Source organism: Rhizorhabdus phycosphaerae (assembly GCF_011044255.1).
In the GTDB taxonomy this organism is placed as follows: domain Bacteria; phylum Pseudomonadota; class Alphaproteobacteria; order Sphingomonadales; family Sphingomonadaceae; genus Rhizorhabdus; species Rhizorhabdus phycosphaerae.
This window is the reverse complement of the sequence record NZ_CP049107.1, coordinates 1,469,142-1,489,292: the sequence shown is the minus strand read 5'-3', so window position 1 is coordinate 1,489,292 and position 20,151 is coordinate 1,469,142. Positions and strand designations below refer to the sequence as shown.

The window sequence follows — 20,151 nt, the reverse complement described above, 5'->3', positions numbered from 1 at the left end:
CCCTTAGCCCGCCATTCGGTTTCGATACGGCGGCGTCACGGACCTGAACGGACGAGGCCCCTGCTGGTTGCAACACGCATGAGCGAAAATTCGGTTCCCGCGACATGGCGCTCGCGGCGGCGGACCGGCGCATCCCGTCGACGGGTGACCTGCGCACGCCGGCCGGCTAGAAGCAGCACAGGAAGACCCGCCGTCGAGCGGACGGGCAGAGGATGTCGATGATTATGTACTTTACTGCGTGGGCGGCCGGAGCCTGCCGAGGTTCGGAAGGTCTGGCCTGCCGATGACCCGTCCCTCCAAGGCGGTCTGCCTGCCCGCCGACCAGGCGATCAGCGTCCGCGACCTGTTCACGATCGGGATCGGTCCGTCGAGCTCGCACACCGTCGGCCCGATGCGCGCGGCGCGCGACTTTGCCGAGCGCGCCCTGGCCATCGGTCCGGTCGCCCATGTCCGCTGCGAGCTGTTCGGATCGCTCGCGCTCACCGGCCATGGCCATGCGACCGACACCGCCATCCTGCTCGGGCTGGCAGGGGAGGCGCCCGAGACGGTCGATCCCGATCGGATCGGCGCCATCGCGGCAGCCATCCGCGAGCGCGGACGGATAAGCTTCGGTGGCGGCAAGGATATCGCCTTCGACGAGAAGGAAGACCTGCTGTTCCTGCGCGGCAAATTCCTCTCGGGTCACGCCAATGCGATGCGCTTCACCGCGCGGCTGGCGGACGGGGCGGTCGAGCAGGCGGTCTATTTCTCGATCGGCGGCGGCGCGATCCTGCGCGAGGATGCGCCGGCCCGGAGCGCCAACATCGCGCTGCGCCATCCCTTCTCTTCGGCGCGCGAATTGCTGGCGCTGGGCGAAGCGCAGGGGATGACGATCGCGGACATCGTCGCCGAGAATGAGCGCGCCTGGCGCAGCGATGCGGAGACCGACGCCTTCCTGGCCGATGTACGCGGAGCCATGTTCGCCTGCATCGCGCGCGGGCTGAAGGGGGAGGGGGTGCTGCCCGGCGGTCTCAACGTCCGCCGCCGTGCGCGGGCCGTCCACGACGTGCTCATCGAACGCGGCCCGCGCAGCGATCCGTCGACCGTATTCGAGTGGGTCAGCCTGTGGGCGCTGGCTGTGAACGAGGAGAATGCCGCCGGCGGCCGCGTCGTCACCGCGCCCACCAACGGTGCGGCCGGGGTGCTCCCGGCGGTGCTCAAATATTATGAGATATTCGTGCCAGGCGCCAATGCGGCGGGCAGCCGGACCTTCCTGCTGACCGCCTCGGCGATCGGCTTTCTCTACAAGAAGCGCGCGTCGATCTCGGCGGCGGAAATGGGCTGCCAGGGCGAGGTGGGCGTCGCTTGCTCGATGGCCGCCGCCGGCCTCGCCGCCGCGCTCGGCGCGACAAACGCCCAGATCGAGAACGCCGCCGAGATCGGCATGGAGCATAATCTGGGCCTGACCTGCGACCCGATCGGCGGTCTCGTGCAGGTGCCCTGCATCGAACGCAACACGATGGGCGCGATCAAGGCGATCAACGCCGCCTATCTGGCGCTACACGGCGACGGCCAGCATGTCGTCAGTCTCGACGCGGTCATCGAAACGATGCGCCAGACCGGCGTCGATATGCGCTCCAAATATAAGGAGACGAGCCTCGGCGGGCTGGCGGTGAATGTGGTGGAGTGTTGAAGGGCAAGTTTCACGGATCAGCAGTGCGGCGCTGAAGCCGTCATCGTTTTTAGCCGCAGAGCAAGAGGTCGAAGATGTAAGGTGCGGAAAAGAAATGGATTTCCACGCGAAGTAAGGAAGATAGTTAGAAATTTGTATGATTTGGTGATATCCGCTAATTGAACATATAAGATAATAGGAGTTGGGAAGCCATGATAGTAATGGCTCGTCGAGCGTTGCTTCGCAGCGGGCTTGCGCTCCCGTTTCTTTCTGCCCTGCTTGGTCGTGCGGCTGCGGCCGTGGCGGACGATCAGCCTGAAGTGCTTAGCACGCTTGGCAAGAACGAGTGGATCGACAAGGCTCTGTCATTGCCGCCGGCGAGGGGCACCCCTGGAGCCACGCTGCAGACCGGGCGCTTCCGTGATCCTTTCTATTTTTTGACGTCGCCGATCTCATGGCGACCAGGGCCGGGCGATCCACCCGGCCTGCCGCAGGTTATTGTGCCAAAAGGGTTCGTGACCGACCTTGCCAGCATTCCTGAAAAACTATTCAGCTTTCTCAGGCCGGACGGCGACTATGTCTACGCAGCGGTGCTTCACGATTATCTTTACTGGGAGCAGACTACCGACCGCGACACAGCCGACATTGTTCTGCGGACCGTGATGCGCGATTTCGAGGTCGCCCCCATGACGGTGAAGGCAATTTATCTGGGCGTTCATCTGGCTGGCAACGCGGCTTGGCTAGGCAACGGCGCTGCGCGGAAGCGGGGCGAGAAGCGGGTACTGCGTGAGTTTCCAACCGATCCTCGGACCACTTGGGGCGAATGGAAGCTCAAACCAAATGTGCTTACGTAGGCGCTAGAGGTGGAAGGCTGATGGCAACACGGGCTTGGATTTGTTTCACGGTAGCGTTCGCCGTGCTATCCACCTGTTACGAAGGCGAAGTATCGGCGCAGACTACAGTTAAAGAAGTCTTCGATCGGCAGCGGCCGATTGCCGAAGGGCGCCGGATCGCGCTGATTATCGGCAATACCGAATATCAGGCAGGCACCCTTTGGGGGCGTCTCCCCAACGCCCAGAACGACGCGGCCCACATCGGGGCCTTGTTGTCAGACAAGATCCGGGGAGACTCGCGCTTTGAGGTCGAGCTCGTTCTCAATGGCACCCGCAAGCAGATCGTCGAGGCGGTAGAAGCTTTCGCGACAAGGGCGAAAGACGCTGACATCGCTCTCCTCTACTACACTGGGCACGGCTTCGAATATGCCAAGACGAACTTCATCGTCCCGAGCGATGCTCCGGGTGAGGTCAAGGCCGTCGAGCTCGGCAACTTCTACATCGATATGGAAAGGATTGCTCGCGAGGCACATGCCCGCAGCTTTAACATGATTTTCGTTGACGCCTGCCGGCAGCGAGTGCCGATCGTGCTCGGGGAGGATGGCCTGAGTAAGGCGGGCGATGCGACCGAATTTGCGTCGATTCAAGCACCCGAGTCGATTGTCTTCTATGCCAGTTCGCCAGGCGGGGTAGCCTACGACGCGGCGCCGCCGGAATGGAAACTGAGTCCGTTCGCCCTGGCGCTCGCCGAAGGCATGAAACGGCCTGGCATGGACGCGGAATCAATCTTGCCGCGAGTTGCCGACTATGTCGGCAAGGCAACTGCCGATCGTGCACGGCCTCAGCACCCGCAGGTGCAAGGCAGTTGGACCAAATTATTCTATTTCCTGCCCGAGAGCTCCGCCGCTCTGCCGGTAGCTGTGGCGATGCCACCGCTAACCATCGATATGGCCGCGTTGAGCACAATGGATGAGCCGGTGCTGATACGGCAAGTGCTGGAGAAGCATCCACCTGCGGAGCTCCGGGCGCTCGCTGATAAGGGCGACCCGCTTGCGCTGTACATTCTCGGCTACATGTACGCTTACGGAAAGTTTCTGCCCGTCGATCTTAAGCAGGCAGAGTTCTTGCTGAAGCGTGCGGCGGAAACCGGCAATCCGGCTGGGCAACTGGAATACGGCCATTTCCTACTCAACCGGTCGAAGTTGCCGGGCAAGCAGCAAACCGCCTACGCCCTTTACGAGAAAGCCGTAGCCCAAGACTTCGCAAAGGCGAAAACGCATCTCGCTACTGCGCTGCTCGAAGGGCAATTTGGTCCGAGTGGGGTAGTCAAAGGATACAGAGAAAAAGCCCGCCGGCTGTTGGAGGAAGCCGCGGCACAGGGGCACGTCGCTGCGCTCGCCGCACTGCTCTACCATGGCGATACGGTCGCGAGGGTCAAAGCGCTAACAATGCTTCAGGCCGTTTCTGCGCAAGGCGAGCTCGCCGCCGACGATCAGCTCTGCAGCTACAATGTCAGTCTTGGGAACTGGGTCGCGGCCAAAAGCTTCTGCACCAAGGCTGCGGAAGGACTTTTCGTCGAGTCCCAAGCGCGGCTCGCTTGGTTGTACTCTGAAGGGAAAGGTGTCCCCGTTTCGCCAACGCTGGCGCGCCAATGGGCCCGCATTGCCTTGTCTCAAGAGGACCTCGGCCAGAGCTGGAGATATTGGATCGCCCCGCTGGGTGAGTGATATAAAGGTAGTACTCGGCTAACTTCGTCGGCCACAGAGCTGGGGACGACAGTCTACGCTTTGCAGCTGTGGCCCCCCTAAGCCGCCTCTGCCATCCTCGCCCGCTCATTCCTCCGCAGCGTCAGCACCTCGACGCCGGTCGCCGTCACTGCCACCGTATGTTCGAACTGGGCGGACAGCTTGCCGTCGGTGGTGACCACGGTCCAGCCGTCGTCACGGGTCGCCACGCTGCGGCTGCCCTGGTTGAGCATCGGTTCGATCGTGAAGACCATGCCCTCGCGCATCTGGGGGCCGGTGCCGGGGCGGCCGAAGTTCAGGATCTGGGGTTCCTCGTGCATTTCGCGGCCGATGCCGTGGCCGCAATATTCGCGGACGACCGAATAGCCGTTCTTGCGGGCATGGCCCTCGATCGCCGCGCCGATGTCGCCGAGATGGGCGCCGGGGCGGACGCGGGCGATGCCCTTCCACATCGCTTCCTGCGCCACCTTCGCGAGGCGGCGGGCGGCGGCGGGAACGTCGCCGACCAGATAGGTCTTGCTGGAATCAGCGATGAAGCCGTTCTTTTCCAGCGTGATGTCGAAATTGACGATGTCGCCGTCGCGGACGATCTCGGTCGCGCTCGGCACGCCGTGGCAGACGACGTCGTTGATCGAGCAGTTGAGCACATAGGCGAAGCCATATTGCCCCTTGCTCGCGGGGCGTGCGGAGAGGTCGTCGACGATGAAGCGCTCGACCAGATCGTTGACCGCCATGGTCGACCGGCCGGCCAGATCGACGCCGTCGAGCATTTCGAACACCGAGGCGAGCAGGCGGCCGGAGATGCGCATCAGGGCGATCTCCTCGGGCGTCTTCACCATGTCAGGCGGCCTCGGCCCGTTCGGGTATCGGGGCTGGCTCCTGTGCGGCCGCGTGGAGCTGGATCCGGACGATCTCGTTGAAGGACAGGGTGGGGTTCGCCTCGGCCAGCCGGCCGATCTTCATCCAGAATTCGGCCTGCGCGTTGATCGACCGGCACATGACCGTGCTGGCGCGACGGATCTCTTCGTGCAGTTCGTCGTCGATCTTCACTATGCCCATGGCTGCCTCGCCTGAATATACGAACCGTATATGATCCGTATATTCAAGCGTCAATCCCGTGGCGCGGCGGAACGGTACTAGCGGGTGGCCTTCGGTTCCGCGCCGCCGCCGAGGGCACGGTAGAGCCCGGCGGCGCTCGACAGTTCCTGGCGGCGCAGTTCGAGCAGGGTCTGCTCGGCGGTATAACGGCTGCGCTGCGCGTCGAGCAGTTCGAGCCGGCCATCGACGCCCGCACGGTAGCGGAGCGCCGACAGTTCGGCGCGCTTCACGGCTGTGTCGCGCGCCTGGCGCTGCGCCTCCTGCTGCCGCGCGAAGGTGGCGCGGCCGGCCAGCCCATCGGCGACCTCGCGGAACGCCGACTGGATCGCCTTCTCGTAATTGGCGACCGCGACCTGCTTCTGGAGCTTGGCCACGTCGAGCTGCGCACGCAGGCTGCCGCCCCGGAAAATCGGCTGGGTGATCTGCGGGGTGAAGGACCAGGTGCGGTTGTCGCCCTTGAACAGCTGGTCGAAGGACAGGCTGGTGAAGCCGAACAGGCCGGTGATCGACAGGCTGGGGAAGAAGGCCGCGCGCGCCGCGCCGACATCGGCGTTGGCGGCGACCAGCTCATGCTCGGCCTGGCGGATGTCGGGCCGGTTGGCGATCAGGTCGGAGGGCAGCCCGGCGGGCAATTGCGTCAGGATCGGCTGGTCCATCAGCCCCATCGGCGCCGGAAGATCGGAGGGGATGGGCCCGCCGACCAACAGCTGCAGGGCGTTCGTGGCCTGGGCCAGGTTGCGCTGGGCGGCAGCGAGATCGGCTTCGGCCTGCTGCGCCTGGCCTTCCGCCTGCGCGAGATCGAGCCCGCTGGCCTGCCGCGCGGCGTGACGTTTCCGGGCGATGTCGAGCGAGGCTCGCCAGTCGGTCAATGTACGCTCGGTGAGGCGCAGCTGCTCGTCTGCCAACCGCTCGGACAGATAGGCGTCCACCACCGACCCGATCAGCGAGATGCGCGCCGACTGACGGCCCTCGTCGGTCGCCAGATAGCGCTCGAACGCGGCCTGGCTCTGCCAGCGCAGCTTGCCGAACAGGTCCAGCTCGAAGCTGGTGAGCGCGGCATTGGCCGAATATTGCTGAAATTCAAATCCGCTCGGTGCGTTCGGATCGGTCGAGGTGCTCCCGCCGAAGCCGGCGGTCGCTGCCGCCGTCGGGCTCCGCTGGCGCAGATAGGAGCCGTTGGCGTCGAACTGCGGCAGCTGTGCCGCGCGCGAGACCCGGAACTGGGCCCGTGCCACTTCGACATTCAGCGTCGACACTCGCAAGTCGCGGTTGTTTGCCAGCGCCAGCTCGATCAATGCCTGCAGCCGGGGATCGCGGAACATCGTCCGCCAGTCGACTGCTGCGGCGCTGGCCGCTTCGTCGGGCGACGCCTGCGGGAAGCTCTGCTGCACAGGGGGCGGGGGCACCTCGAGGCGGGGGTTCATCGAGCAGGCGCTGGTCATCAGCAGCCCGATCAGGGCGAGTTTACGCATGTTCATTCTCCAGCGCCGGATCGCTGCCGGTGCCCATGTCCTTGTTCCTGGCCTTGCCGCGGCCGCCGCGCAGCCGCTCGACCAGCTTCATCACCACCACGAAGAAGATGGGGACGAAGAAAATGGCGAGCGTGGTGGCGGTGATCATGCCGCCGAACACGCCGGTGCCGATCGCGCGCTGGGTCTCCTTGCTCGCGCCGGTGGCGAGCATCAGCGGCATGACGCCCAGGGTGAAGGCAAGGCTGGTCATGACGATCGGCCGCAGCCGCAGCCGTGCAGCGTGGATCGTCGCCTCCACGGTGGACATTCCCTCGTCGCGCGCCGCCTTGGCGAACTCGACGATGAGGATCGCGTTCTTCGCCGACAGGCCGATGATCGTGATCATGCCCACCTTGAAGAAGACATCGTTCGGCATGCCGGCGATATAGACCGCCGCGATCGCGCCGATCAGGCCGAGCGGCACCACCAGGATCACCGACAGCGGGATCGCCCAGCTTTCGTACAAGGCTGCCAGCACCAGGAACACGACCAGCATCGACAGGCCCATCAGCAGGATGGCTTCGTCGCCCGACTGCTTCTCCTGGAGCGACTGGCCGGTCCATTCGACCGCGAAGCCGGGCGGCAACTGGGCGGCGAGCCGCTCCATCTCGCGCATGGCAGCACCGGTCGACTGGCCGGGGGCAGCCTGTCCGGCGATGCGGATCGCGGGATATCCGTTATAGCGGACCAGCTGGAGCGGGGTGAGCTCCCACTTGGTCGAGACCAGCTCGCCCAGGCGGACAGGATTGCCCTCGGCATTGCGGACGTAGAGATTGAGCACGTCGTCGATGCTCATCCGCGACTTTGCCTCGGCCTGCACGATCACCTGTTGCAGGCGCCCCTTGTTCGGGAAGTCGTTGACGTAGGTCGAGCCCATGGCAGTGCTCAGCGTCGAGGCGATGTCGGTAAAGGCGACGCCCATGATCCGCGCCTTCTGCCGGTCGATCTGCAGCTTGACGCTGCTGCCGGGCGGAAGCCCCTCGGGATAGACCCCGGCAACGACCTTGCTCTGCGCGGCGAGGCCCAGCAGCTGGCCCTGCGCCGCCATCAGCGCCTGTTCGCCGCGATTGGCGCGGTCCTGCAGGCGCAACGAGAAGCCGGAGGAGTTGCCGAGCCCGTCGATCGACGGCGGCAGCAGGCTCATGATCACGCCCTCGCGGACGCTCGAGGTGGCCTTATTGGCGTCGGCCACTTCCTCGGCGGCGGAGACGCCGGGCCGGTCACCCCAGTCCTTCAGGACAGTGAAGACCAGAGCCGCGTTGGAGCCCGAGCCCGAGAAGCCGAAGCCTTGGACCACGACCGTGTCGCGCACCGCCTCGCGGCTCTTATTGTGCTTTTCGAGCACGGCGGTCGCTTCGGAGGTGCGCAGCGTGGTCGAATCCGCCGGCATCTGGAAGGCGGAGATGAAGAAGCCCTGATCCTCTTCGGGCAGGAAGGAAGAGGGCAGCTTGTAGAAGCCGAGCGCCAGCAGAGCGACGATCACCGCGAAGGCGGCCATCATCCGTCCCGACCGCTTGAGCAGGCGGGTCACCCAATTTTCGTATCCCTTGGTCATCGCCGCGAATTTGCGGTCGAACCAGCCGAGGAAGCCCTTCTTCTCCTCATGACCGGTCACCGGCTTGAGCAGCGTCGCGCAGAGTGCGGGCGTCAGGGTCAGCGCCAGGAAGGCGGAGAAGAGGATCGAGACGGCCATGGCGACGGTGAACTGGCGATAGATCGCGCCGACCGAGCCGCTGGAAAAGGCCATCGGGATGAACACGGCGGTGAGCACCAGCGTGATGCCGACGATGGCGCCGCTGATCTCCCACATCGCCTTGCGCGTCGCGTCGCGAGGGGAGAGGCCCTCCTCGGCCATCAACCGCTCGACATTCTCCACGACCACGATCGCGTCATCGACGATGATGCCGATGGCCAGCACCATGCCGAACATGGTGAGCACGTTGATCGAGAAGCCGGTGATCGACATCACCGCAAAGGTCCCGAGCAGGGCGATTGGGGCGACGATCGCCGGGATCAGCGTGTAGCGGACCTTCTGCAGGAACAGGAACATCACGAGGAAGACGAGGATCATCGCCTCGGCAAGCGTTTCGACCACCTTCTTAATCGAGATCGAGACGAAGGGAGCCGTGTCGAACGGGATCTTGTACGATACGCCCGGCGGCATCGACTTGGACAGCTCGTCCATCCGCTCCTTGACCGCCGATGATGTGCGGACGGCGTTCGCTCCAGGGGACAGCTGCACCGCGAGGATGGCATTGGGCTTGCCGTTGACCCGGCTGCTGCTCGCGAAGCTGGCCGCTGCGAGTTCGATCCGGGCGACGTCGCCGAGCAGGACCGTCGACCCGTCGCTGTTCGCGCGCAGAACGATCTGGCTGAATTCCTCGGGCGTCTGGAGCTGGCCGTCGACGGTCAGCGGGATGGTCACCCGCTGCTCGCCGACCGTGGGCTCGGCGCCGACCGAGCCGGGCGCGATCTGGACGTTCTGGCTGGCGATCGCGTCGGTCACGTCGCCCATGGTCAGCTTGTAGCTGACCAGTTTCGCCGGATCGACCCAGATGCGCATGCCGCGCTCGGAACTGAACAGCTGGACGCGCCCGACGCCCGGAATGCGCTTGAGCTCCTCGGAAACGTTGCGGGCCGCATAGTCGCCCAGCATGCCGGCATCGGCATTGGGGTTGTTGGACTGGATGCTCACCATCATCAGGAAGCCCGACGATGCGGCTTCCACGGTGACGCCGGTCTGGCGGACGATCTGCGGCAGGCGCGGTTCGGCCGTCTTCAGACGATTCTGGACGTCGACCTGGGCCAGCTCCGGATTGGTGCCCGGCTGGAAGGTCGCGGTGATCTGCGCGGCGCCCGACGTGTCGGTGGAGCTCTCGAAATAGAGCAGGTTCTTGACGCTCGACAACTCGCGCTCGATCAGCCCGACGACGCTGTCGTTCATCGTCTTCGGGGTCGCGCCCGGATAGGAGGCGTAGATGCTGATGCTGGGCGGCGCGATCGACGGATAGCGTTCGATCGGCAGGTTCGGGACGGCGATTAGGCCCATCAGGATGATGCCGATCGCCAGCACCCAGGCGAAGACCGGGCGGTCGATGAAAAAGCGGGACATGGTCGGTCTACCTCAGCGGGCCGCTGCGGCGGCGCGCCACGGCATCGGTTTCACCTTCGCCCCCGGCTGGACGCGATCCTGTCCTTCGACCATCACCACGTCGCCCGGCTTCAGACCGCTTTCGACGATGACCTTGCCGTCCTTCTCGTCGCCCAGCACGACCTTGCGTGTCTGGACCTTGCCTGCGGCGTCGACGATGTTGACCGAGGTCTGGTCGCCCATATGCGCGATCGCCTGCAAGGGGACCATGATCGCGTCAGCCTGGGCCAGGCGCGGCAGCCGCGCGCGGACGAACATGCCGGGCAACAGCGTACGGTCGGCATTGGGAACCTCGACGCGCGCGATCACCTCGCCGGTGCCGGGATCGACGCTGATGCCCGAGAAGAGCAGCCGGCCCTTGACGGCATGGACGCGACCTTCACCCAGGATGATGTCGACCGGGGCGCCGGCATTGCCCGCGCCCTTGCGGGCGGCGGCCCGCAGCGCCTCGAGGCGCGTGGCGGGCTGGCGCACGTCGACATAGACCCGGTCGATCTGCTGAACCGTCGCTAGGGGGTTGGTGTCGCTGCTGCTCGCGAGGCCGCCTTCGGTGAGCACGGCCTGGTCGATGCGCCCGCTGATCGGCGATCGGATGGTGGCAAAGCCCAGATCGACGCGGCGGCGATCGAGTTCAGCGCGCGCCTGGGCGAGGTCCGCCGCAGCCTGATCACGTGTCGCGACGGCGTCGTCATAATCCTGGCCGCTGATCGCGTCGCTCCCCACGAGCGGAGCAAGCCGCTGTTGCTGGGTGCGGGCGCGGGCCAGCGTGGCCTCGGCCCGCTTCACCGCTGCGGCGGCGCTATCGGCATCGGCCCGGAAGGGCGCCGGGTTGATCTGGAACAGCGGCTGGCCCTCGCGGACCTCGCTACCCTGTTCGAACAGGCGACGCTGGATGATGCCGCTGACCTGCGGGCGGATCTCGGCCACGCGATAGGCGACGACACGGCCGGGCAGCTCGTCGGCGATCTCGACCGCTCCAGGCCCCACCTTGATGACCGATACCTCGGGCGGCGGGGGCGGCGGTTGTTGCTGGGATCCGCACGAGGCGAGCACCAGCAGCGACGCACTGGCGAGCGCGAGCAGCGGAAGGGGGCGTCTGGAGAAGTCAGGCATCTGGAGGAGTCCACAGTAATCCGAATATGTCAGCGGCCTTTGCATCCGCTTCGTCGATGCTGTGTGGACGAAGTGTGGAGAAATCGTGGAGCGGCATGGCGGCTCGCCTGTCCTTTGGGTTAGGAGGACTTCAGGGGAGAATGGACGATCGTGGACAACGCGCTGATCCTTGTGGCCGAGGACGAGCCTGAAATCGCCGAGGTGATCTCGGCCTATCTCGAGCGGGAGGGCTTCCGGACCGTGCGGGCGAGCGACGGCCGAACCGCGCTCGACATCCATCTTGCGCTCAAGCCTGACCTGGTCATGCTCGACGTGCAGATGCCGCGCATGGACGGCTGGGAAGTGCTGGCCGAGCTGCGCCGACGCGGCAATACGCCGGTGATCATGTTGACCGCGCTGGACCAGGACATCGACAAGCTGCAGGCCCTGCGCATCGGCGCCGACGACTATGTCGTGAAGCCGTTCAACGCGGTCGAGGTCGCGGCGCGGGCCCGCGCGGTGCTGCGCCGGACGGCGGGGTCGGCCGGGGCATTGCTCCGCGTCGGCACGATCGAGGTCGACCTCGAAAGCCATGTCGCGTCGGTGACCCCCGAAGGAAGCGGCGATGCCGCGATCCTTCCCCTCACGCTGACCGAATTCCGGATCCTGTCGCACATGGCGCGCGCGCCCAAGCGTGCCTTCTCCCGCAGCGAGCTGGTCGACGCCTGCCTGCCGGGCGGCGAGGCGCTGGAGCGGACGGTCGATACCCATCTGAGCAAGCTCAGGCGCAAGCTCGAAGAAGCGGGCGCGCCCGGCTTCGTCAATAATGTTCGGGGCGTCGGCTTCCGCCTGGCAGACCTCGCGTGAAGCTGGGCTTCACCGGCCTCGGCGGACAGATCGTCCTGTCGATGGTCGTGGCGACCATCGCCTCGGTCGTGCTGACGATCGTCGGCCTCTACGTCTTCTATGGCATCCTCGTCCGCACCGCGCCGGAACTCCTGTCCACCGCGACCCAATGGTTCCCGACGCGGCTCGAATGGGCAGTCATCTTGGGCCTGTGCATGGCGGCCGGCGTCATCACGGTGATCGTCGCGCGGCGCCTGGCGCGCAGGATCGTCGCGCCGCTCGTCTCGGTGGCCCGTGCTGCAAGGCGCATCGCCGATGGCGATCTGCTCGCCCGTGCCGAGGCGGGCGACCGATCGCTGTTCGAGGCGGCGATGCTGGTCGACGACTTCAACCTGCTTGCCGAGCGTCTGGATGCCGCATCGCAGGCAGTGACCAGATGGAACGCGGCGATCGCGCACGAACTGCGTACGCCCGTCACCATTCTCAGTGGCCGGCTCCAGGGGCTGGCGGACGGTGTCTTTCATCCCAACCCCCCGCTGCTGCGCTCGCTCGTGGCACAGGTGGAGGCTCTCACCCGTCTGATCGAGGACCTGCGGACGGTCAGCCTGTTCGACGGCGGCCGGCTCGACGCCCGGCTTCAGCCCACCGATCTCGCCGAGGAGATACGCGGTGTCGTCCGCCTGATGTTGCCGGGCATGGAAGCGGTCGGCTTCCGGGTCGAGACGCAGCTCGACGAAGGCCAGTGCGATGTCGATGCGGCGCGCGTCAGGCAGGCCCTGATGGCGCTGATGGAGAATGCGCAGCGCCATGCCCGACCTTGCACGGTCCGCGTCCGCCTCACGCTCGACCGGGCGCTGGCACGCATCGACGTGATCGATGACGGCCCGGGCCTTCCAGATGATTTCATCCCCTACGCCTTCGAGCCGTTCCGTCGCTATATGGAGATCGACCGGCCCACCAAGGGCAGCGGCCTAGGCCTCGCGGTCGTGCTCGCCATCGCGCAGGTGCACGGCGGCACGGCCAGCTATGCGACGGTCGGCGGCGGCGCCTGCTTCAGCATGATCCTGCAGCGGAGCAGCGGCTCTACCAAGCGACGCGAGAAGCAGCTCTGAACAAAAAATCCGGGGAGCGGGGTCCCGCTCCGCTCCCCGGTAAGGATATCATTCTGCGGCCTGTGCCAGATCCTGACGCGGGTCGATCGCGAGGTCGGTCGTGTCCTGCCAGAGACCGGCTTCGGGCACGGGGGTGATGCCCAGCTCGGCCTGGACCTCGGTGAGCGGCATGTCGATCATGGCGCGCCAGTCGGCCAGCATCAGCGGGTATTTCCAGTTGAGTCCCTGGCGCTGGCCCTGCACCTGCGCCTCCTGCACCAGGACATGCGCGTCCGGGTAGAAGAGCACGTCCTTCAGCATCGTCTTGGCCTTCAGATAGGTCGGGATGCGGTTGAAGAAGGAAGCGAGCTCCGCGCAGAAATAGCGGGCCTTCGACTGGAGATTGGCCTCGATCAGCGCGATCTCGCCGCCATGATTGGGGCCGAAGCCGGTCACGATATGCTCGATGTCGTGGGTGACGGCGGTCTGGCGGAGATAGAAGGTGAAGTCGTTGACGACCGGAATCTCCTTGAACATGAACTCGAGCTCATAGCCGCTCGTCGCCATGAAATGGTGGATCGCTGCTCCGAGCGTTCCCGGCGCGCAATGCGCCACGTCGGCAAGCCGGAAATTGGCGAGGCTGCGCTTCTCGCACCATTCGCGGAATTTGGGCAGACGCGCCTTTTCCATCTCGAACAGCTCGACGATCCGGCCGACATTTTCGAGTTGGTGAAAGATCTGGGCGACCTCGGGGATATAGGCGGTCGGGGACACGTCCGGCCCGTTCCGGCGCAGCATTTCCTGCGCCAGCATCTGCGGCAGGGTGGGGTGGTTGAGATAGGGCGACGAGCTGATCAGAACCGAACTGGTGGTGGTCAGCTTGACATTGCCCTGGTTGAAATAGGCGATCTCGTCCGAACTGATTTTGGCTTCCATGGCATCTCTCCCCATAGGCTCTGCGTTCATTCGGCCGGTTCGGCCTCCAGCTGGCGCGCCTCGACCTTGGGCGCCAGAAATTCTCCGGGGACGGCTCCGGTATAGGCACCGTCCTCGAAGGTCGGAACACCGTTGACCAGCGTCAGCCGCGCGGGCATCGCCTTGCGGCTGAACCGCCACGTCAGGCCGCCTTTTCCGTCGTCGAGGTCGTAGACCTTCTCCATCTGCCGGCGTTCGATCTCGTCGAGGTCGAAGACGACGATGTCGGCGCGCTTGCCGACTTCGATCGTACCGCGGTCGTGCAGGTTGAAATAGCCGGCCAGCTTGCCCGTCAGGACATGGACCGCCTGCTCGAGCGAGATCAGCTTGGCATCGCGCGCATAATGGGTGAGGAGCAGGGCATTCTCTCCCCCGCCGCACAGCATCTGCAGGTGCGCGCCCGCGTCGGAGATGTTGCCGACCGAATGCGGGTCGTTCAGCAGTTCGATCAGCCGGTCCTCGTCCTTCGGCCAGGGCGCCATGTGGATTGTAGAGCGGGTTCCGTTGGCCAGCATCCAGTCGGCCAGTGCATCCGATGCGTGCAGGCCGCGCTCGTCGGCATAGGCCTGCAGCGTGATGTTGATCGGCCCCGTCCCGTTCTCGCTGTCGATCAGCAGCAGGTTCTGCGGATTGGCGAGCGCCGACTGCTTCCAGATCTTGTTGTCCCAGCTGTCGCGTGCCCGGGCGCGCCAGTCCGGATCGGCGAGCAGGCGCGCCTTGTCTGCGTGGGTTTCGGCGAGCACGACCTCATGCCAGACATAGTCGTTCGACTGTGCGAACAGCAGCGACTTGATCAGGCCGATGACGCTGGTGATGGGCACGTGCGCGGCGGTCGGCCAGATGTCGATCCCCGCTTCTTGCATCGCGAGCATGCGGGCCTCCATCGGCTCGCGAATCTTCTTCTGGAACTCGAGCAGCGGCAGTCCGCCCGCGACCTGCAGTCGGATCGAGCGACCCTTCAGCAGGCGTTCGAGCCGGTCCATGCTCTGCGGGCCGGTCATCCGCATGAAGACGTCGACGATGACCTGATAGGTCGCGGCCGGGTAGCGCTCGATCACGTCGAACAGCGCGTTCAGTTCGTCGTCGCAGGCCGACAGGCTGGGCACCGGACGGTCGGAGCCATCATGGTCCATCAGATTGCACGACAGCCCCAGAGCGCCGGCTGCCAGCGCATCGTCGAGCAGGTCGGCCATGGCAGCGATCTCGGCTGGCGTCGCCTTGCGGCTCCAGGCGTCCATGCCCATCACCGCTAGGCGCAGTGCGATATGGCCGACATAGGTGGCGTAGTTGATCGGAACGCGCACCTGCCGCTCCATGGCGGCCTTATATTCCGACCATTTCAGCCAGTCCCACGGCATATGTTTGAGGAACAGCTGTTCGGGAATGTCCTCGAAGAAGGAGAAGATGCCGATCATCTCGCGCTGTATGGCTTTGTCCGGATGCAGCGGGGCGGCGCTGAAGCCGCAATTGCCCATGATCATCGTCGTCGTGCCATAGCCGGGCAGGGGGTCGAGATCCGGCTGCCACCACATGCTGCCGTCATAATGCGTATGCGCCTCGATGAAGCCCGGCGTGACCTTGCATCCCTTGGCGTCGAACACCCGCTCGCCCTGCGGTTGCAGGTCGGGACCGATCTCCGCGATCAGCCCGTCGCGCACGCGGACATCGGCCTTGTAGGACGCGCCACCGGTTCCATCGACCACGGTGCCGTTCTTGATCAGCATATCGGTCATGAGCCTCTCCTCGCTTGTGCCGGACGAAGGCTCTGCGGCCTCTCATCAGAAAACACAGGGAGACCCTTATGGAGAGTCGTTGCAAGGCACCGCTTGCGGATCGGATCGATATCCGACACGTATCGGATCGATATGCGATCCGGACTTGCAAGCGATGCACTCTTGGCCGTTCTCCGCAAAAGGCTGCGGGCGGGCGGCTGGACGGCGCCGCGCATCGCCGCCGAGCTCAGGGTCGGGGAAGCGACGGTCAAGCGATGGAAGGCGGGGCGTGGCCTGACATTGCCGAGGCTTGAGGCTTTGCTCGGGCTGTGCGGCGTGACTTTCGCCGAACTGGCGCGGGACGCGGAGCAGGGGCAGACCGATCTGGTACGCGAGCTTACCCTTGCGCAGGAGCGTGAACTCGCCTCCGACGTGCTGCTGGCCTTCTTCTTCTCTGCGATCCTCGCCGATATTCCCCCGCAGGAGATTGCCGAGGATTTCGAGATCGATCCTGCGCTGGTCGAGGCCAAGCTTGCGCGGCTCGAGCGGCTGGCCCTGATCGACCGGCGCCCGGGCCTGCGGGTGCGGTCGCGCGTCGATCCGGTCGCGAGCTTCATGAAGACGCCGCTGCGCGGCATGTTCGAGACCTATATGAAGCCGCAGTTCTTGGAACTCGACTTCGCCGATCCCGACACGAGCTTTTCCGCCGAACTGGTCAAGCTCTCCCGCGCCGGCGCGGCGAGGCTCGCGGAGATGATCGAGCGCCACCGGCACGAGGTTCTGGCGCTGGCTAAGGAGGATCGCGAACAGGCGCTGCTCGGCCAGCGCTGGTTCACCGCGCTGTCGGTGATGCGGCCGCTGAATACCGCCCGACTACGCGACCTGAGCCGGGCGGCGGGGGTCAAGGCACGATCGTCGTGAACAGATAGGCCAGGAAGATCACGATATGGACCACGCCGGGCAGGATCGTCGTCCGCCCGGTTCCCAGCGACAGCGCCGACACGATCAGCGACAGCGCGAGAAGTGTCATCGACTTGGCGTCGATTCCCAGTGACAGCTTCCAGTCCATCCAGATCGACAGGATGGCGACCGTCGGGATGGTCAGGCCGATCGTGGCAAGAGCGGAGCCGAGGGCAAGGTTCAGGCTCGTCTGAAGCCGATTGCGGCGGGCTGCCTTGACTGCGGCGAGGCTTTCGGGGCCGAGCACGAGCGCGGCGATCATGATGCCGACCAGGGTTAGCGGAAGTCCCGCGCCGAGCACCGCTGCCTCCAGCGTCGGCGACAGCTGTTTTGCGAGCAGTACGACGCCGACCAGCGCTACGACGAGCAGCGCGAAAGCAAACCAGCTCTGGATGTTGCCGGGCGGGGCGGCATGGACCTCTTCGGGAAGATGCTCTGTGCCGCCGGGCAGGAAATAGTCGCGGTGTCGCACCGTCTGGATCAGGACGAAAGTGCAATAGAGGACGAGAGAAACGATGGCGGTGAAGGCGAGCTGCGACGGGGAATAGACCGGGCCTGCCACGCTCGAGGTGAAATTGGGCAGGACCAGAACCAGCACGGCCATGGCTGACAGCACGCATAGAGCGGCATTGACGCCCTGAAGGACGAACTGCTGCTCATGATGGCGCACGCCGCCGCTCAGCAGGCAGACACCGACGATACCGTTGAGGATGATCATGATAGCGGCGAACACGGTATCGCGCGCAAGCGTGGCGGCCTCTCCACCACCAGAGAGCATCAACGACACGATCAGCGACACCTCGATCACGGTGACCGCGACGGCCAGGACGAGCGTACCGAAGGGCTCGCCGACGCGGTGTGCCACGACCTCTGCGTGGTGAACAGCTGCCAGAACACAGCCGATCATGATCGTCGCGGCGGCCGCGCTGCCGCCCCAGCCGAGATCGGGCAGGCCCAGGCCAATGGCCAGCAGACCCAGGACGGGAATGACGAGCGACCAATAGGGCAGCATGGCTCCGCCAAGCAGGCGTTCGGACGGATGGGCGATCAGGATGCTGGTCTCCTCGAGGTCGGTCGTGTCGGTCTGCATCTTTCCTCCGGCGTTACATTGTCGCTAGGTCCCTTACGTTTCCCGCGCATGTCCCTTCCCGGAGCGTTCATGATGGCGATTGTGTAACCGCTGTCCGCGGCGAGCGTTCCCAGGCAGCAGGCAAGGCGTTAGGGGATGAGCGAACAGCCGAAAGGACAGGAATTTGCGCGCTCTTCTTTGCGAACGTCACGGCCCGCCCGAGGATCTGGTACTGCGCGAGACCGCCGATCCCGCGCCGGCCGCCGGGCAGATCCTGATCGATGTACGCGCCGCGGGGGTCAATTTTCCCGACGGCCTCATCATCCGCAACATGTACCAGATCAAGCCGGAGCTGCCCTTCGCTCCCGGCGGCGAGGCGGCCGGCGTGGTCGAGGCGGTCGGGGAAGGCGTGACGGGCTTCAAGCCCGGCGACCGCGTCTGCGCGATGACCTTGTGGGGTTCCTTCGCCGAGAAGGTCGCCGTCGACGCCGATGCGGCGGTGCGCGTTCCCGACGAGATGCCCTTCGATGAAGCCTCGGGCTTCACCATGGTCTATGCGACCGGCATCCACGCCTTCGTCCAGCGGGCTGCGCTGCAGCCGGGCGAGACGGTGCTCGTCCTGGGCGCGGCCGGCGGCGTGGGGATCGCGGCGATCGAGATCGCCAAGGCGATGGGTGCACGCGTCGTCGCCGCGGCATCGAGCGCGGAGAAGCTCGAGCTCGCCCGGTCGCACGGCGCCGACGCGCTGATCGACTATAGCCGCCCCGATTTTCGCGAGCAGCTGCGCGCTGTCACCGATGGCAAGGGCCCAGACGTCATCTATGATCCGGTCGGCGGCGATCTTGCCGAGCAGGCCTTTCGCTCGATCGCACCCAATGGCCGCTACCTTGTCGTCGGCTTCGCCGCCGGCACCATTCCGGCGATTCCGCTCAACCTGCCGCTGGTCAAGTCGGCCTCGATCGTCGGCGTGTTCTGGGGGGCCTTCATGAAGGCCGATCCCCAAGCCCATGCCGCCAACATGGAGCAGCTGTTCGACTGGTATCGCGCCGGTGCGATCCGCCCGGAGATCAGCCGCCGGTTCGCCTTCGAGGAAGGGGCGGCGGCGATCCGCTGGGTGATGGACCGCAAGGCGCTCGGTAAGGTCGTCGTGACGATGGACCCGGCCGGCTGATGCCGACGGCGGGTCAGCGTCCGCTGGCCCGCCGATATTCGAGACGCGCGATCGCCCGGTTGTGGACCTCGTCGGGGCCATCGGCGAGGCGCAGCGTCCGCGCCAGTGCATAGGCCGCCGCCAGCGGGAAATCGTCGCACACGCCGGCACCGCCATGCGCCTGGATCGCATCGTCGATCACCTGCAGCGCGAGGCGCGGCCCCGCGACCTTGATCATCGCGATCTCCAGCTGCGCGACCTTGTTGCCGACCTTGTCCATCATGTCGGCAGCTTTCAGGCAGAGCAGGCGGGTCATCTCGATCGCCGTGCGCGCCTCGGCCACGCGCTGCTCCCAGATCGACTGGTCGGCGATGCGCTTGCCGAAGGCTTCGCGGCTCATCAGGCGCGAGACCATCGCGTCGAGCGCCATTTCGGCAAGGCCGATCGAGCGCATGCAATGATGGATGCGCCCCGGCCCGAGCCGGCCCTGTGCAACTTCGAAGCCGCGCCCTTCGCCCAGCACGATGTTCGAAGCGGGCACCCGGACATTGTCGAACACGACTTCGCAATGCCCGTGCGGAGCATCGTCATAGCCGAAGACGGGAAGGGCGCGACCGATCGTCACGCCGGGTGCGTCGACCGGCACGAAGATCTGGCTGTGCCGCTGGTGGCGTTCCGCATCGGGATCGCTGACGCCCAGCACGATCAGCAGCTTGCAGCGCGGATCGCCGGCGCCAGAGATCCACCATTTGCGGCCATTGATCACATAATCGTCGCCGTCGCGTTCGATCCGCGTCGCGATGTTGGTCGCGTCCGAACTGGCGACGGCGGGCTCGGTCATCGCGAAAGCAGAGCGGATCTCTCCATCGAGCAGCGGCCGCAGCCAGCGTTGCTTCTGCTCGGGCGTCCCATAGCGGTGCAGCACCTCCATATTGCCGGTGTCGGGCGCCGAGCAGTTGAACACCTCGGATGCCCAGGTGACGCGACCCATCTCCTCGGCGCAGGGCGCATATTCAAGGTTGGTGAGGCCAGCGCCGCGATAGTCGCCCTCGTCGTGATCGGACGGGGGCAGGAACAGGTTCCACAGGCCGGCGGCGCGCGCCTTCTGCTTCAGTTCCTCGATTACCGGGACCGGCTTCCACCGCGTCGGGCCCTCGGCGATCTCGGCATGGTAGCGCTGCTGTGCCGGCAGGACATGCTCGTTCATGAAGGCGCGGACGCGGTCGCGCCATTCGACCTGCCGTTCGGAATAGGTGAAGTCCATGTC

Annotated in this window: 16 protein-coding genes; 7 read left to right on the top strand and 9 right to left on the bottom strand. The window is 65.5% G+C overall.

Annotated features, from left to right (window positions below):
* Nucleotides 1–283: 283 nt before the first annotated feature.
* The 3 genes from G6P88_RS06765 to G6P88_RS06755 all read left to right on the top strand — a co-directional run bounded on the left by G6P88_RS06765 (nucleotide 284) and on the right by G6P88_RS06755 (nucleotide 4,211).
* Nucleotides 284–1,672 carry an L-serine ammonia-lyase gene (locus tag G6P88_RS06765; protein ID WP_165322468.1) on the top strand — a complete coding sequence of 463 codons (1,389 nt, stop codon included), beginning with the start codon at nucleotides 284–286 and terminating at the stop codon, nucleotides 1,670–1,672.
* A gap of 191 nt (nucleotides 1,673–1,863) precedes the next feature.
* On the top strand, nucleotides 1,864–2,505 hold the full coding sequence (locus G6P88_RS06760; protein WP_206335887.1) for a DUF1353 domain-containing protein: 642 nt from the start codon (nucleotides 1,864–1,866) through the stop codon (nucleotides 2,503–2,505).
* 20 nt (nucleotides 2,506–2,525) lie between these two features.
* A complete protein-coding gene (locus tag G6P88_RS06755; RefSeq protein ID WP_165322467.1) occupies nucleotides 2,526–4,211 on the top strand; it encodes a caspase family protein in 1,686 nt (561 codons plus the stop codon).
* 77 nt (nucleotides 4,212–4,288) lie between these two features.
* Here the strand turns inward: G6P88_RS06755 and map are convergent, their stop codons facing one another.
* The 5 genes from map to G6P88_RS06730 all read right to left on the bottom strand — a co-directional run bounded on the left by map (nucleotide 4,289) and on the right by G6P88_RS06730 (nucleotide 11,102).
* Nucleotides 4,289–5,068, bottom strand: coding sequence for a type I methionyl aminopeptidase (gene map / locus G6P88_RS06750; RefSeq protein WP_165322466.1), 780 nt, complete (start codon nucleotides 5,066–5,068; stop codon nucleotides 4,289–4,291).
* 1 nt (nucleotide 5,069) lies between these two features.
* Complete coding sequence (locus tag G6P88_RS06745; RefSeq protein WP_165322465.1) at nucleotides 5,070–5,288, bottom strand: ParD-like family protein; 219 nt, start codon at nucleotides 5,286–5,288, stop codon at nucleotides 5,070–5,072.
* 77 nt (nucleotides 5,289–5,365) lie between these two features.
* Nucleotides 5,366–6,799 (bottom strand): efflux transporter outer membrane subunit, encoded by a 1,434-nt coding sequence (locus G6P88_RS06740; RefSeq protein ID WP_165322464.1) that lies wholly within the window; start codon nucleotides 6,797–6,799, stop codon nucleotides 5,366–5,368.
* Complete coding sequence (locus tag G6P88_RS06735; RefSeq protein WP_165322463.1) at nucleotides 6,792–9,950, bottom strand: multidrug efflux RND transporter permease subunit; 3,159 nt, start codon at nucleotides 9,948–9,950, stop codon at nucleotides 6,792–6,794. The genes G6P88_RS06740 and G6P88_RS06735 overlap by 8 nt, the downstream gene beginning before the upstream one ends.
* A gap of 12 nt (nucleotides 9,951–9,962) precedes the next feature.
* On the bottom strand, nucleotides 9,963–11,102 hold the full coding sequence (locus G6P88_RS06730; protein ID WP_165322462.1) for an efflux RND transporter periplasmic adaptor subunit: 1,140 nt from the start codon (nucleotides 11,100–11,102) through the stop codon (nucleotides 9,963–9,965).
* A 150-nt stretch (nucleotides 11,103–11,252) separates the two neighbouring features.
* Between G6P88_RS06730 and G6P88_RS06725 the strand changes: the two genes are divergently transcribed.
* Both G6P88_RS06725 and G6P88_RS06720 read left to right on the top strand, forming a co-directional pair.
* Nucleotides 11,253–11,948 (top strand): response regulator transcription factor, encoded by a 696-nt coding sequence (locus G6P88_RS06725; RefSeq protein WP_165322461.1) that lies wholly within the window; start codon nucleotides 11,253–11,255, stop codon nucleotides 11,946–11,948.
* The gene (locus G6P88_RS06720) at nucleotides 11,945–13,039 is read left to right on the top strand and encodes an ATP-binding protein (protein WP_226946754.1); all 1,095 of its coding nucleotides are present in this window, start codon (nucleotides 11,945–11,947) and stop codon (nucleotides 13,037–13,039) included. Before G6P88_RS06725 ends, G6P88_RS06720 begins: the two co-directional genes overlap by 4 nt.
* A 48-nt stretch (nucleotides 13,040–13,087) precedes the next feature.
* On the opposite strand, the gene G6P88_RS06715 is transcribed toward G6P88_RS06720, so the two are convergent.
* Entirely contained in the window at nucleotides 13,088–13,954 is an 867-nt protein-coding gene (locus tag G6P88_RS06715) for a Coq4 family protein (RefSeq protein WP_165322460.1), read from the bottom strand.
* A gap of 26 nt (nucleotides 13,955–13,980) precedes the next feature.
* A complete protein-coding gene (locus G6P88_RS06710) occupies nucleotides 13,981–15,726 on the bottom strand; it encodes an N-acyl-D-amino-acid deacylase family protein (RefSeq protein WP_165322459.1) in 1,746 nt (581 codons plus the stop codon).
* A gap of 132 nt (nucleotides 15,727–15,858) precedes the next feature.
* Between G6P88_RS06710 and G6P88_RS06705 the strand changes: the two genes are divergently transcribed.
* Nucleotides 15,859–16,626 carry a hypothetical protein gene (locus G6P88_RS06705; protein ID WP_226946753.1) on the top strand — a complete coding sequence of 256 codons (768 nt, stop codon included), beginning with the start codon at nucleotides 15,859–15,861 and terminating at the stop codon, nucleotides 16,624–16,626.
* On the opposite strand, the gene G6P88_RS06700 is transcribed toward G6P88_RS06705, so the two are convergent.
* Entirely contained in the window at nucleotides 16,607–17,755 is a 1,149-nt protein-coding gene (locus G6P88_RS06700) for a calcium:cation antiporter (protein ID WP_226946752.1), read from the bottom strand. The two genes, G6P88_RS06705 and G6P88_RS06700, sit on opposite strands and share 20 nt — an antisense overlap.
* Before the next feature lie 163 nt (nucleotides 17,756–17,918).
* On the opposite strand from G6P88_RS06700, the gene G6P88_RS06695 reads away from it, so the two are divergent.
* On the top strand, nucleotides 17,919–18,905 hold the full coding sequence (locus G6P88_RS06695) for an NADPH:quinone oxidoreductase family protein (protein ID WP_165322458.1): 987 nt from the start codon (nucleotides 17,919–17,921) through the stop codon (nucleotides 18,903–18,905).
* A gap of 13 nt (nucleotides 18,906–18,918) precedes the next feature.
* On the opposite strand, the gene G6P88_RS06690 is transcribed toward G6P88_RS06695, so the two are convergent.
* Nucleotides 18,919–20,148, bottom strand: coding sequence for an acyl-CoA dehydrogenase family protein (locus tag G6P88_RS06690; protein WP_165322457.1), 1,230 nt, complete (start codon nucleotides 20,146–20,148; stop codon nucleotides 18,919–18,921).
* Nucleotides 20,149–20,151: the final 3 nt, after the last annotated feature.

Bases quoted from the DNA above. Each gene is read 5' to 3' on its own strand.
- G6P88_RS06765 (WP_165322468.1), top strand. From the start codon at position 284: ATGACCCGTCCCTCCAAGGCGGTCTGCCTGCCCGCCGACCAGGCGATC.
- G6P88_RS06760 (WP_206335887.1), top strand. From the start codon at position 1,864: ATGATAGTAATGGCTCGTCGAGCGTTGCTTCGCAGCGGGCTTGCGCTC.
- G6P88_RS06755 (WP_165322467.1), top strand. From the start codon at position 2,526: ATGGCAACACGGGCTTGGATTTGTTTCACGGTAGCGTTCGCCGTGCTA.
- map (WP_165322466.1), bottom strand. From the start codon at position 5,068: ATGGTGAAGACGCCCGAGGAGATCGCCCTGATGCGCATCTCCGGCCGC.
- G6P88_RS06745 (WP_165322465.1), bottom strand. From the start codon at position 5,288: ATGGGCATAGTGAAGATCGACGACGAACTGCACGAAGAGATCCGTCGC.
- G6P88_RS06740 (WP_165322464.1), bottom strand. From the start codon at position 6,799: ATGCGTAAACTCGCCCTGATCGGGCTGCTGATGACCAGCGCCTGCTCG.
- G6P88_RS06735 (WP_165322463.1), bottom strand. From the start codon at position 9,950: ATGTCCCGCTTTTTCATCGACCGCCCGGTCTTCGCCTGGGTGCTGGCG.
- G6P88_RS06730 (WP_165322462.1), bottom strand. From the start codon at position 11,102: ATGCCTGACTTCTCCAGACGCCCCCTTCCGCTGCTCGCGCTCGCCAGT.
- G6P88_RS06715 (WP_165322460.1), bottom strand. From the start codon at position 13,954: ATGGAAGCCAAAATCAGTTCGGACGAGATCGCCTATTTCAACCAGGGC.
- G6P88_RS06710 (WP_165322459.1), bottom strand. From the start codon at position 15,726: ATGACCGATATGCTGATCAAGAACGGCACCGTGGTCGATGGAACCGGT.
- G6P88_RS06705 (WP_226946753.1), top strand. From the start codon at position 15,859: ATGCGATCCGGACTTGCAAGCGATGCACTCTTGGCCGTTCTCCGCAAA.
- G6P88_RS06700 (WP_226946752.1), bottom strand. From the start codon at position 17,755: ATGCAGACCGACACGACCGACCTCGAGGAGACCAGCATCCTGATCGCC.
- G6P88_RS06690 (WP_165322457.1), bottom strand. From the start codon at position 20,148: ATGGACTTCACCTATTCCGAACGGCAGGTCGAATGGCGCGACCGCGTC.